Below are 12,896 nucleotides of genomic sequence, written 5' to 3' on the forward strand. Positions count from 1 at the left end.
GCCCCACCAGGTTGCCAGCTTATCTGCAACTTAATTTCAAAAAAATAACGTTAATTTCGCCAACTTGATTCGCATCAAGTTAATTCCCGCTGGTCCAAGGCATAATGGGTACATAAACAAGGACACAAGAACTCGTAGCCAAAGAACAGTATAGAAAGGAACGTACATCATATGGCATTTCAACGTTATATCTACTCACACACCAATCCAATCACCTTCTGGTCAGCCGGCCTCATCATCGTCGGCTTTCTCAACACCTGGTTCACCCACATCAGTTATGTGACCGACGTGGCCTGGATCATCGCTTCCGTCATCGCCGCTGCCCCCATCATCCTGCGGGCCATCAGCGCGCTCAAAGCCAAAGTCTTCAGTATTGAATTATTAGTCGGCATCGCCGTTATCGGGGCGTTTGCCATCGGGGAATTTGAAGAATCTGCCATTGTGACTTTCCTCTTTCTCTTTGGATCTTACCTCGAACAAAAGACGCTGGCCAAGACGCGGGGGGCCATCCAATCCCTGACCGAAATGGCCCCAACGACCGCCCTTCTCGTCGGTGACGACGGCACGACCGAAGAAGTCGACGTGGACGATCTGGAAGAAGGCAACGTGGTCTTAGTCAAGGCCGGTGGTCAAGTTCCCGTCGATGGTAAAGTCATCGATGGCACGGGTTACGTCAACGAAGCCTCCATTACCGGTGAATCCCGGCCCGTCAACAAGGCTAACGGCGACGGCGTCTTCTCTGGCGCCATGGTTGAAAGTGGGTCCTTACAGATCGAAGCCACCCAAGTTGGGGACGAGACGACCTTCTCTAAGATTATCGAGCTGGTCGAAGAAGCCCAAGATACCAAGTCACCTGCCGAAAAGTTTATTGATAAATTTGCCCAATACTACACGCCAGCCGTCTTGATTATCGCCATTCTGGTCTTCGTCTTCTCCCGTGACCTGAAGCTGGCCATCACCGTTCTGGTCCTCGGTTGCCCTGGGGCCCTGGTCATTGGTGCACCCGTCTCTAACGTTGCCGGGATCGGTAACGGCGCCAAGAACGGTATCCTGATCAAGGGTGGCGACGTGGTGGAAAGTCTCGCCAAGGTCGACACCATCGTCTTTGACAAGACCGGGACCTTGACCACGGGTAAAATGACCGTTGCCGACATGCAGGCGTACACCGACGACCGTAGCTTGTTAGCCGGTGTTGCCCAAGTTGAAAAGACTTCCGATCACCCCTTAGCTCAAGCCATCACTACCAATCTCGCCGCTCATATGAAAGACGACGCGGCCACCATCGAAACGGAAACCATCAAGGGCCGCGGCATGGTCGGCAAATGGGCTGGCCATGACCTCTACGTTGGGAATGCCGCCTTACTGAAGGATAACGGCATCGATTTGACCGCCGAACAACTCGCTGACCTGCACCACATGCAAGACGAGGGCCAATCCACCGTCCTAGTTGGGTACCAAGGCGCCTTAGCCTTTATCCTGGGCGTTGCAGATACGGTACGGACAGAAGTTCCGGGCGCTTTAGCCGCTTTGAAACGTCAAGGCATCAAGCACCTCGTCATGTTAACGGGTGACAACCAAGCCACCGCCCAAGCCGTTGCCGAATCACTGGGCATCGATGAGGTCCACGCCGACTTATTGCCAGCCGACAAGGTCACCTTCGTCAAGAAGTTCCAAGATATGGGTCGCAAAGTTGCCTTCGTTGGGGACGGCATCAACGATAGTCCTTCCCTTGCCACTGCCAGCGTTGGTATCGCTATGGGTGGTGGGACCGACGTCGCCATCGAAACGGCCGACGTGGTCCTGATGCAATCCAGCTTTACCGCCTTGAATCACGCGGTCGGCCTGGCGAAAAAGACCTCCGCGAACACCAAGGAAAACATCACCATCGCCATTGGCGTCGTTGTCTTCTTACTGATTGGCCTGGTCTACGGTTACATCTACATGGCCAGCGGGATGTTCGTCCACGAAGCCTCTATCCTGGTCGTCATCTTCAACGCCATGCGTCTGATCGGTTACCATCCCAGTGTTGCCAAGAGTCCTAAGCCAGTCGCTCAACAATTGGCGACGAACTAAACTATTCTCCAAATTAAACTAGCTTGTCTACAAACCAAGGTCGCAACCCCTCACCACGAAGGATTGCGACCTTGGTTTTTTGCATCGCCTTACCGGTTGAAATGTGGTCGCACTACGGCTGCCAGGGATTCCGCCTGCTGTGGGGGACGCTTCAGACTGGAAGACCACCCGACTAACGCCATTACCACGGCTGGCTACATCCCTGTCCTCCTCCGGCTCAGATTGAACGCTTACGCAACAACCGCGACTCATCATGCTCTGAATTTCAGGCTAAGCGTACAACTATCCTACAGCTTCCTGTTCACACTGCTATTGGCCACCAACGTAAGCCGAGAGGTCGCCAGATATGGGCTCAGGCGCGTCGTTCTACTTGGTCGGCGTTTCTTGCCGGCCTAGTAGAAGACCAAGCTTGAAGACTCGGCACTTGCGAGGCTTCAAGTTGTGTCCGCACCGTTCCAGCCCATATCTGGCGGCCGGTAAGGCGCAGGCTCACACTAGGTCGCCCGATTACCACACATGCACCGAATTCTTTAGCGTTGCGCGCAGTTGGAACAGGTAGATCAGACCGGCCGCAATACCCCACAGCCCGTCGATGACCAGGTCCAGATACCACGGGGATTGCCCGGTGATGACGAAGCCAATCGTCTGGGAGAACGGGAATAGCCGGCTGAATAGCCGCAACCATACGGGATACTTGGTGATGACGACCAGCGCGCCCGACACGATGGTCGTTAGCGTCCCAATCAGATTCAGGTAAAAATAAGGATTGTTATTCTTCCAAGCCGCCACGCCACAGAAGAAGCCTAGCACGACGCCCGAAAGAATCATCAACGGGACCATCGCGACCGCTCGCAGCAACAACTGCACCGGCGCGCCGAATGCCAGCAAGACCAACAGGTTCACGCTGACCGCGAGTAGGCTGGTAAGTGCCGCGGCCGCAACCTTCGCGCCCCAATAGGCCAACGAGAATGGCCGCTGGACCAATAGTTCGCGGTCAATGCCCAAGTCACGGTCCATCACGAACAGCCCCGTCATATTTTCCATCGCCAATCCACCGCTCGCAATCACGATGGCGGCAACGGCCACCGACCAGTTGAAGGCGTTCGTGTACTGCGAATCGATCAGCACCAGCAATGCTAGGTTGATAAAGGGAATCAGCATGAAATTAACGAAGCCCGTGCGCCAATTTTGCAGGTAAGGTAATGACGATAATTGTAGCCACATGTCACATCACCCCCGCACTACCGGTTTGCTTGGTGATGCGCATGATGCGGCCGGACAAGACTAAGGTCAATCCCGTCCACAGCGCCAAACTACACAGGAAGCCCACCCAGTTGACGGTGGCCTGCTCATTTAGCAACCGGTTCACCGGCACCGCAATCGGGATGACCCACTCGCCCGCATTGAGCAGCGGCCGCACCAGTGGCGACGACCCGAACAGCCCCGACAAGAGGAGGAGTGGAATCGTGATCAACTCCTCGTAAACGATCGCGTTGACCGTCAGCACGAAGAACGTCGCAATCAGCTGGTCCATCAGCGCGGCCGCCACCCACAGCAGGCCCATGACCAGCACCAAATGCCATGACAGGTTGGCGTGCCCCGTTTTCAGGAGCACCGCTAACCCGTAAGCCACCGGAAAGGCCAGCAAGCCAAAACTAGCCGCCGGAAGCAGGAGCGCCGCCAGCGAAAGTCGATTGTCGATGCGGGTGTTCGTAATGTAACGGAGCGTCCCCTGATACCGCTGAAAGCCGATGGCCCCGGCCGCCGTGGTCGCCGAGGACCACAGGCCAAAGACGCCACTGCGGACCCACAGGTTGGGGTCGCTCAAGTTGTGCGTCGCGTAGGCCATGACGTATTGCAGGAGGAAAATCGACGCCGTACTCGAGAGCGTTAACCAGAAGAAGTATTGGTTGGACGCGTAGAGTTTCAAATGGAACCAAAACAAGCGAAGAAAGCGCATGGTTAGGGCCTCCTTAGCATGGGGGCCAGTGCCAGATAGGACTCCTCTAAGGTGGCGGCCCGGTCAATATGGTGAACCTTTGACTGGGCAACAATTTCGGCAACCGTTCCGGTCGTAAAGATTTTCCCGGCCCCGAATAGGAGCACCCGGTCAGCCAGCATTTCGATCTCGCTCATCGTGTGACTGGTCAGGAGCACCGCCACGCCGGCATCCGCCAACTGCCGAATCGTTTGGTGAAGTTCATTGGCGATTTCAACATCTAACCCACTCGTTGGTTCATCCAGTAACAATAACGTTGGATTTCCCAGGAGCGCCCGCGCAATGTGTAAGCGTTGGCGCATCCCCTTAGAGAAGAATTGGACCTTCTTCCCCGCCACATTTGCCAAGTCCACGACCTGTAAGACGCGCTGAACTTCCTGGCGTTGCTCACGCCGCGGAATCCGCGCCAGGTCCGCGAAAAACAACAGGTTGGCTTGGGCACTCGCGCGACCGTAGAATCCCAGGTCACCGCCCAACACCACGCCGACCTTGGGTTTCTCACGCGTTTTGTAGCGGTCGATACCATTGATCAAAACGGTCCCACTGGTCGGCAGAAGATAGCCGCCCACCATGGACACGATGGTCGTTTTGCCCGCGCCGTTAGGGCCTAGCAAGGAGACGATTTCGCCCGGCCGAATTCCAAAGGAAACATCGGTGACCGCGTGAAAGCTGTCCTTGTGCGTCACGAAGGTCTTGCTAAGATGCTGGACCTCTAAAACATTTTCCATAATCAAATAAACCCCGATTCATTTGTCGCCTGTGTCTGACTCTTCCCTTCATTTTTAAGATCACAACCATCGTTAAATGGCTGGCAAAACTAGCTTCACGCATAACGCATTTCCTACTTTCATTTTAAAATTTAGTGGATGGAACCGCCGTCAAATTGACCGTTCCACTGGCAGAATACAACCCGTCAGATTCAAGCACAACTTAATCGCCGCAAATTCTGAGTGTAATTAAAGTTGGTTAGCTTAACTTCTACGCCTCTAAAATCACACCGTAACAACTGGCACAATCAAAAACATTGTCGTATACTTAAAACATTATATTTTTCACATCATAATTTCATTTATTTTTAATTTTATACATACAAAGAAGGCCTGTAATTGTTCAACTACATGTTCCGCAACAAGTTGCTCCCAATCATTCTCCTCGTCCTAGCGTTCCTCTTTTCTCTCGCCAACGTCGGCTATGCCAAGATGCTTGAATTAATCACCGATACTGCTACCGGCAAGACGGGGTGGTCATTTGCAACCCTAGCCACTGTTGTCATCGTTTACTTGCTTGCAACAGCATTTATTAACTTCGGTTTTAGCTATTTTAAGAAATGGTACCGACTCCATATCATGAAGCAGGTTCGTGATGACCTCTACTCGTCTATCTTGAAAGAGGAGATTTTCGATTTTGAGAACCGACCACGCGACTTCTATTTATCAAAATTCACCACTGATTTGGAAATGCTCGAGGAAGATTACTACGGTAATATTATGTATGCAACTGGCCTAAGCTTAAACCTGATCTTAGCCGTAGCGATGACCCTAGAAATGCAATGGCAGATCACCATTGCCATTCTGCTGCTAAGTCTTCCTTCCCTACTGCTCCCCTTCTTCGGCCGTAACTTACTTAAAAGCCTAAGAACGCCCGTACTGGCATCTATTCAGCAAGTGACGACCACCGTCAACGACACGCTATCCGGCTTTCGGTTACTAAAATTTAACCAGGCCGAACAAAAATTCATTAAAAATATGGCTGGTGAAACAAAGACGCTCAAACAAACTAGCCGCAATGAAGCCCTCATTCAACAGATTATCTCCGCTGGTAGCGACCTGTTCGGTAATGTCATGTACTTAGGGACTTGGGTAGTTGGCACCTACTTCGTCATAAAAAAACAGATTTCCTTGGGACAACTGGTTTCGTTGTCGCAGTTGGTCGTATTTATCACTATTCCCCTGGGAGAAATCACCCCCGTTCTCACTGAATTCTTTGGTGGCGAAAAAGTCGGCCAAAATATTTCTAAACTTATCAACTACCAGCCTGGAGCCACTAACACAGAGCCTTCAGCATATCTCATCAGCTATCAAGATGTGAGCGTGCAGATTGAAAAGAAGCAGGTTCTCACACATATCACCACTCAGATTCCGTTCAATCAAAAGACCATCATCGTTGGTGAAAGCGGTGCTGGTAAGAGTTCTTTGATCAACGTCCTACTGGGCACGATTCCTATCTCCAGTGGATCATTTTGCATCTTAGATAAGAAAAATCAGCCACTGACCACTCCTAACTTTGAAGAAATTGGCTTTCTACCGCAAGAATCAGTAATTCTCAATGGAACTCTCCTCGATAACGTCCGTTTATTTGACGAAAATATTTCCGGACAGGCCGTGGAACAGGCACTTAAGGATGTTTCCCTAGAAAAGCTCATCCCGCGCCTCACGGATGATATGCCAAATATTGCTAAGAAATTATCTGGTGGCGAGAAGCGACGGATTGATTTAGCCCGAATGCTACTCCGTAAACGGCTATTTTATGTGTTCGATGAACCCACAACAGGGCTTGACCCTAAGACGGCGGAAGAACTAGAAACCAAGATTTTCCACCTGTACGACGGCTTCCTACTTATTACACACCGTTTCAATCAAGACTTGTTCAGTCAGTCCGACAATATTATCGTCGTTAAAAATGGATCCATTTCTGCCGAGGGTCAATTGACCGACGAACGCATCCAATCGGCACTCTCCTCGCTTAAACTAGTTTAAGCGTCCTGCCAACGACTCTGTGCCGATCATTTATTTTATCTTTTGAACCAACCAACATTTATACATCCAATTGTTTTGCCATTAATTTAGTTTGGATATATATTCAGGCGTAGTCTACTGTAACTCTAGTCTTGCTTCTATTACTGGCATTCATCCCTTACCTGAAAGGAATTCTGCCCAATGCCTGCTAAAAATAACTGTCAAGTCTGAGAGATGGAGGAAATGCTATGGAAGTCTTTCTTCGCAATTTTCACTACCGCATCTTCATGCTAGCCAATATCATCAGTGCCATCGGCTCCTCGCTATTTAGCATTGTCTTCGTGATCTACGCGCGGCACATGCCCCATCCGACCCTAGCAATCAGTATTGCCTCCGTTGTTGGTAGCTTACCCCTCATATTTGACATTTTAATGGGTTATCTGGCCGATCAAACACACAATCACTATCGCCAGCAACTGCGGAATCGGGTGATTCAAGGGAGCCTATACGTGATTATCAGTGGCTTAATGGTTAGTCGCGCGCAGTGGCCCGGCTTTATTGTGATTTTGGGATTTAGTATGCTTGTCAGCCTAATCAGTAGTTACAATACATTCGGTGCAATCCCCATTATCAAAGATATCGTGGCCTCACAGGACATCTCCGAAGCAGAAGGGTTTGAAGCCGGCATCAACGCCACAATTTCGCTCACCGGGGGTCTCATTGGTGCCGCATTGCTGACCGCCTTTCACTACAATTACAGTTTATTTGCGCTCGTCAATGCTGCCTCCTTCTTTGTCGCCTTTGCTCTGCTCTTCCACGTCCGCCAACATTTTTCGACATTGGCCAGCAGTCAGGTGACGATTCAGAAAACGACCGGCCTACTGGCGAACATCACCCATTTCTTTCGGCAGACCAAGGCTAACTTTGGTTTACTCAAAAGCCAATCGACAATCATGCAGTACGTCGGCGTCTTTATGGCGATCAACCTGTTTGACGCCGGTCAGGGTGTTCTGTTGAACCTATCATTCGCGCATCAACGGCAGCTCCTGATCGGTAACTACGGGTACACCGTTGCTTTGGTCGGCATGATTGGCTCAGTCGGTAGTATTATTGGGTCACTCCTCCCCGGCCGGATAACCAAGCACGTTAGTATTTCCAAAAGTATTCTTTTGATTTACACTGCGTACGCGCTGATGCCACTAAACATCCTCCTTCTGAAAAGCCGCGGTCTCTTACTCGCGGTCGTTATCGTTGCCAATGTTCTCATCGGCATTCTTAACCCCCAAGTACAGGGAAAAATGATAAACGATCTGCCCAAGAAATCTATCGGATCCATTATTAGTGCCTTTTACACGGTCATCCAACTGACAGTTCCCCTGGGGTCATTCGTTTTCGCCATTTTAGCCAACACACTCTCACTGGAAATATCCTGGGTGGGATTATTAGCGTTCGATGCCATCACATTAGTGCTTTGGCTGGGCCAACGACATCATCAGAATAGTAAGCTGGCGAGTTAGTGAGTACCCACGCCACTTAATATCACGACAAAAAATAGCCCGCGAAATCCATTCAGATTTCACGAGCCATTTTCCGTTTCAACGACCAGTAGTCGCCGTCACGGTTTATTTAAATTTTTATGCTTAAGCCTTAGTGAAGGTCCACTTAGCAGCTGGCGCAACGCCGGCCTTGGTTGAGATCACTTGGTTCTTGCTGCTGATGAGCTTAACTGTTTCTACGGTAACCATCGATGAATCACCATTTAATGCGGCAGTGGCTTGGCGAATGCTTCTTTGCAATGCAGTTACTTTATCAGTCATTTTGCCTTCTTTTCATACGGCGAGAAGATTTTTTACCTAGTCAACGTTATTTTTGGGAATACTAAAACTCAAAGCGCGATAGAATCGAACACTGATAGTAAACAATATTACTGTAACCACCGCAAAAATTACGGTTGGTTGGAATTTGCCAAAAAGGAATCCAAAAAGGAGTACTCCCACTGAAATCGACAGATTGGCTGTAGCATTGACTGTAATATTTACGCGTCCTTGTAAGTTTTCTGGCGTATTTTTACGAATAAATGTGGCAAAAGGAATGTTGATAACGATTAGTATGAGACCAACAAATGCCAAGATGATGATGTACAAGGCAACGCTGATGCTTACTGAAAAAATGTTAAAAGAGATGAAGGAGAGGGCGGCTAATAAAGTACAGAATGTTAATCCAATATTTGAAATTTTAGGGAGCTTTTGTGTAATTGTATTGGATAACGATAAAAGCAAGCTTCCAAGAATCATACCAAAACTAATGGCAGCTTGGATCATCCCATATTGCGTATTAGATACATTTAAGACCTTGACCGTAATGTAGGGAAGTCCAATTGAAATTGATGAGAAGGCAAGATCCATTATAACTATAAAAAGAAGAAGCGGACGCAGTATTGTAGAAGTTGTAATGTATGTAAGTCCCTGCTTAAATGACTGCCAAATACTATCATCACTTTTCTTCTCAGGTTGAGTTTTAAGTGCGAAGTAGCGGAACCGCAAGGCCATAATGAACAGTAAAACAATAGTCTCTCCAATTAGTTCAATTAATGAAAATATTCGTAATGACAAGTAACTATAAAGAACTCCGCCTAGAATTGGTGCGGCTAAGGTCGTAATAGTACTTCCTAATTGTTCTAAAGAAACGAGCTTTTGTAAGTCCTCGGCCATGACCATTTGATTTGATGACGCCTTGTAAGCCGTACTTTGGAATCCATCGCAGACGTTTAATAAGGTTACCAATAAAATAATGGATAATGCTGGGCGTTGTAACGCCGTTTTTATGTTGAAAACAAAAATAGCCATCACAATGACGCTTGTTATCTGCGCCGAAAGTGCAACTCCTTTGTGGGGAAACCTATCAACTAAGTATCCAATCAATGGTGTAAGTAAAGTTTGTGCTGCAGGACCTACAAATGCAATTATAGAAAATAGTAGCGATGAGCCCGTCGTTTTTAAGATATAAAGTCCAAGTGCAAAAGAAAAGAACTCACTGGTGGCATTCCCAACGAAGAGGCTAATCGTGGCCAGCGTCATTTGAAATTTAGATATAGTACGATTGGACATTCACAGGGCCTCACTTTCCTACATAATGGTTGTAGATACTATCACTGGCGTATAGTTTACCAAATACTTTAACGGACTTAACTATTTTAAAAAGTCTGTCTTCATGCTGGATGCCGTTAAAATGAAGCTGGCCAATTACATAATAATTAACAACAGTTTGCTTTAGCCACAATTTGTTGACGAAAGAATCGTCAATATCATATCGACCAATGAGAACTTCAAAACCACTAACAGAGTGATCATCAGTTAGCATGGTTTGAGAATCAGCTGCAATGATTTTTTTGAGATCGGATCGGTGATTGTCGATTTCCTTTTTTGCAGCGTAGTGAAGAAAATCCGTTCTTGAGGAAAAAATCCCCTTCTGAATAAGAATATCAATATAACCAACATCTACTGAACTGAGGTTCGCTGAAATTTTAATAGTATTAGGTTCCTTCATTTGCACACCTTCTTTTAATCGAATTATAATCTTAGTCTTGACTTAAGTATATACCTATATGTGATATTACATTGATAATACTTACAAAATTGCCGTTTTTACATTGAATTAGCTTTCAAATCGAATTGTAATCAACTTATCAATTCAGGGGGCGCCCCATTAGAATTTGATGATTATTATTTTAACTTTGTTGTGAATGACCATATACCCTAGGAGGTACTTAATATGAAATTAACAATTCGTAAGAGTAACGCAGATGCAAATGAGGAGAACAATCGTGTTATCGTAATGCGTGGTTGGGTATTAACGATTAAAGTTGCAAGTACTGTCGTCGCTATTGAAAAAACTGCGCCGAAGCTTAGTTTAGTATAGTTGATTATGGATAAAAAATTTTTACTTAATAGTAAAATTCAAAAGGAGACAAGTCTTTTAATTAATGAGAACTTGCCTTTTTTTGATATTAATCAGAAAAATATAACTTTCAGTCTAAAGAAGATAGCTGAACTGGCATTGGTAGTTGTTGGTTTTCCAAACACAGACATTGATACAGAAGCTAATACTTTTATGGGAAAAGTGAGAGCCGAATTAGTGAATGCTGAAACTGTTAGACGGATGCCTGCTACTGTTGACGTATTTCTCCTATTATCTAGGGTGACTAACCATAAACTGTCAGATACTACACTTAACCAGGTAGAATATTTGTGGCAAAGCTATTACTTAGTTCCATATGAGCGTCTACAACATTTTTATTGTTTGAACCAATTCGGTGTCAATCTGAACGATTCACGGAAAAAGTTATGGAAGTACACAGAGGTGTATCGACATTATCCAATTCTGAACGCAGACTACATCAATTTATATAATGTAACTCATGATATTTTTTTCTATACTAACATGGGAAAAACGGTGGATATGCCCGATAAATCGGCCATCATTCAAAGATTATTTGAATCACTGGGATTTTCATTAAAGAGTGGACATTATGATCTATCCGTAGAATTATTACTCTGTTTATGTTTTTTTCATAAGTTTCTTACTTCTGCGGAATTAAAGATGTATGATTCCTTGTATGAAGTTCAGTTTACACAGTTCTACAAGCCGTTAATTTCCAATAATCTAAAATCTGTTAGTTTTGGAAAATATTATCATTACTTGCTTGTTTCAAATATGCTAAGTTCCTGTCTGGAGGTAAGTATTTGATAGATAATGAATTACAAAACCGGTTATCTGAAAAAATGACACCGATGGCTTATATAAACGTCATTTCTGATTTAGCATATTCGGATCTTTTTTTGCTCAAATTGGATGAGACAAGAGAAAATTCAATTTTTTTTAAAGTATTTACAAAATTCGCTCGAAATTTTAATGTGAATGAATTAATGGTCACCAATCCTAAAATGCAAGTTGACATTTATGCTATAGGACTAGTTCTAAATAAGTACAACTTAGGAACACCATTGATTAGATTTGATAATGCCTTGTCAAATTATGAAATGCAATATGAAACATTTTTGAAGCTTAAACTATTACACAGTTTAAGCAAAGAAGTACGTGTTCCGCTAACAATTTATGATTTTGATATCAACAGAGTTAACCCAAAATCAATGTTTAACGAGTACCAGTTAACTTGGGCGTTGTATGAACATATACTTGGGTTACGTCCAGCTTTAAATTTATCCGAGGTGATGGCTTTACTGTGTAAGCAGAAAAAATGGAATGCGTTAGCCAAATATCAGATGGTGTTAAACAATGATTTTTGGCTAAATATTATTGACAGGAAAAAACTAAATCTTTCAAACTTAATTAGTTTAGACAGACTCCAGTTAAGGTGAGGTTCTAGATGAGACGACATAAAAATGAACTTTATGAGGCGCTAAAGGCAAACGATACGGAAGCTATTCAACACCTTAGACCTAAGAAACTATCTGAATCTGTTGTAATTTTATTACATTATTGGCAACCGGCTATTTTTGCCGATTCATTTTCTAAAATTGAGGATCACTATAATCTCGGGCTAACAACTTCCCAGGTAATACCAGAAGTCTTGAAAGAAGATAATAGTGATAATCTAAAAAAATTAATCTTTTCAAGGGGATTTGACAGAACTGATGCTTCACTAACAAATGGGGTAGCTGCTTATTATGCTCAGATCTACGACTTTGAGAACTTTTCGTTAGCCTGCCTAGTTTTGATGCTTCGTGCTCCTAAAGAGTTCAATAAATCTAATATTGAGTTTCTTCATCAACAACTACGCGACGATAAAGAATATTATGGTTTTCAAAATAAGCTTATCGCAAATGATTTTGATGAAAACTCCGAAAAATTTTTAAATGACTTCTTGTTTCCAATCAGTATCTATTCAAAACTAATCTTGTTAGTTAATGAAGCTACTCTAGAAAATAATTAAATAGTAGTTGACGACAAATCGCCATCGTCGTAAGCAATTACCCCACTTCATAAAGAGCTTCTACATGACAAAAATGGCCCGCGAAATCCATCCAGATTTCACGAGCCATTCCCCGTTCCAACGACCAGTAGTCGCC

13 protein-coding genes are annotated in these 12,896 nt (G+C 45.5%); 7 read left to right on the forward strand and 6 right to left on the reverse strand.

The features are described from left to right. The first annotated feature begins 171 nt into the window (after positions 1-171). On the forward strand, positions 172-2,073 hold the full coding sequence (locus tag JUF10_RS10875) for a heavy metal translocating P-type ATPase (RefSeq protein ID WP_203642191.1): 1,902 nt from the start codon (positions 172-174) through the stop codon (positions 2,071-2,073). A gap of 507 nt (positions 2,074-2,580) precedes the next feature. On the opposite strand, the gene JUF10_RS10880 is transcribed toward JUF10_RS10875, so the two are convergent. From JUF10_RS10880 to JUF10_RS10890, 3 genes are read right to left on the reverse strand one after another with little or no spacing between them, the layout of a single operon-like run. Then, the gene (locus JUF10_RS10880; protein WP_203642192.1) at positions 2,581-3,297 is read right to left on the reverse strand and encodes an antibiotic transporter permease; all 717 of its coding nucleotides are present in this window, start codon (positions 3,295-3,297) and stop codon (positions 2,581-2,583) included. A 1-nt stretch (position 3,298) separates the two neighbouring features. Next, positions 3,299-4,033 (reverse strand): multidrug ABC transporter permease, encoded by a 735-nt coding sequence (locus tag JUF10_RS10885; RefSeq protein ID WP_203642193.1) that lies wholly within the window; start codon positions 4,031-4,033, stop codon positions 3,299-3,301. A gap of 2 nt (positions 4,034-4,035) precedes the next feature. Further along, on the reverse strand, positions 4,036-4,800 hold the full coding sequence (locus tag JUF10_RS10890) for an ABC transporter ATP-binding protein (RefSeq protein ID WP_203642194.1): 765 nt from the start codon (positions 4,798-4,800) through the stop codon (positions 4,036-4,038). A gap of 378 nt (positions 4,801-5,178) precedes the next feature. On the opposite strand from JUF10_RS10890, the gene JUF10_RS10895 reads away from it, so the two are divergent. Beyond that, the gene (locus JUF10_RS10895; RefSeq protein WP_203642195.1) at positions 5,179-6,828 is read left to right on the forward strand and encodes an ABC transporter transmembrane domain-containing protein; all 1,650 of its coding nucleotides are present in this window, start codon (positions 5,179-5,181) and stop codon (positions 6,826-6,828) included. Positions 6,829-7,055: 227 nt separating this feature from the next. After that, on the forward strand, positions 7,056-8,324 hold the full coding sequence (locus JUF10_RS10900; protein ID WP_203642196.1) for an MFS transporter: 1,269 nt from the start codon (positions 7,056-7,058) through the stop codon (positions 8,322-8,324). Between the two features lie 123 nt (positions 8,325-8,447). On the opposite strand, the gene JUF10_RS10905 is transcribed toward JUF10_RS10900, so the two are convergent. Genes JUF10_RS10905 through JUF10_RS10915 form a run of 3 tightly spaced genes read right to left on the reverse strand, consistent with a single transcriptional unit; the run spans position 8,448 to position 10,353 of the window. After that, on the reverse strand, positions 8,448-8,624 hold the full coding sequence (locus JUF10_RS10905) for a hypothetical protein (RefSeq protein WP_156166918.1): 177 nt from the start codon (positions 8,622-8,624) through the stop codon (positions 8,448-8,450). A gap of 36 nt (positions 8,625-8,660) precedes the next feature. After that, a complete protein-coding gene (locus JUF10_RS10910; protein WP_203642197.1) occupies positions 8,661-9,914 on the reverse strand; it encodes an MFS transporter in 1,254 nt (417 codons plus the stop codon). Positions 9,915-9,924: 10 nt separating this feature from the next. Then, complete coding sequence (locus JUF10_RS10915; RefSeq protein WP_203642198.1) at positions 9,925-10,353, reverse strand: ribbon-helix-helix domain-containing protein; 429 nt, start codon at positions 10,351-10,353, stop codon at positions 9,925-9,927. A 225-nt stretch (positions 10,354-10,578) separates the two neighbouring features. On the opposite strand from JUF10_RS10915, the gene JUF10_RS10920 reads away from it, so the two are divergent. Genes JUF10_RS10920 through JUF10_RS10935 form a run of 4 tightly spaced genes read left to right on the forward strand, consistent with a single transcriptional unit; the run spans position 10,579 to position 12,760 of the window. Next, on the forward strand, positions 10,579-10,725 hold the full coding sequence (locus JUF10_RS10920) for a hypothetical protein (RefSeq protein ID WP_203642199.1): 147 nt from the start codon (positions 10,579-10,581) through the stop codon (positions 10,723-10,725). Between the two features lie 6 nt (positions 10,726-10,731). Then, entirely contained in the window at positions 10,732-11,553 is an 822-nt protein-coding gene (locus JUF10_RS10925; RefSeq protein WP_203642200.1) for a DUF6895 family protein, read from the forward strand. After that, positions 11,550-12,185 (forward strand): hypothetical protein, encoded by a 636-nt coding sequence (locus tag JUF10_RS10930; RefSeq protein ID WP_203642201.1) that lies wholly within the window; start codon positions 11,550-11,552, stop codon positions 12,183-12,185. Before JUF10_RS10925 ends, JUF10_RS10930 begins: the two co-directional genes overlap by 4 nt. An 8-nt stretch (positions 12,186-12,193) precedes the next feature. Continuing rightward, complete coding sequence (locus JUF10_RS10935) at positions 12,194-12,760, forward strand: hypothetical protein (RefSeq protein WP_203642202.1); 567 nt, start codon at positions 12,194-12,196, stop codon at positions 12,758-12,760. Positions 12,761-12,896: the final 136 nt, after the last annotated feature.

This window comes from Levilactobacillus andaensis, from assembly GCF_016861695.1.
In the GTDB taxonomy this organism is placed as follows: domain Bacteria; phylum Bacillota; class Bacilli; order Lactobacillales; family Lactobacillaceae; genus Levilactobacillus; species Levilactobacillus andaensis.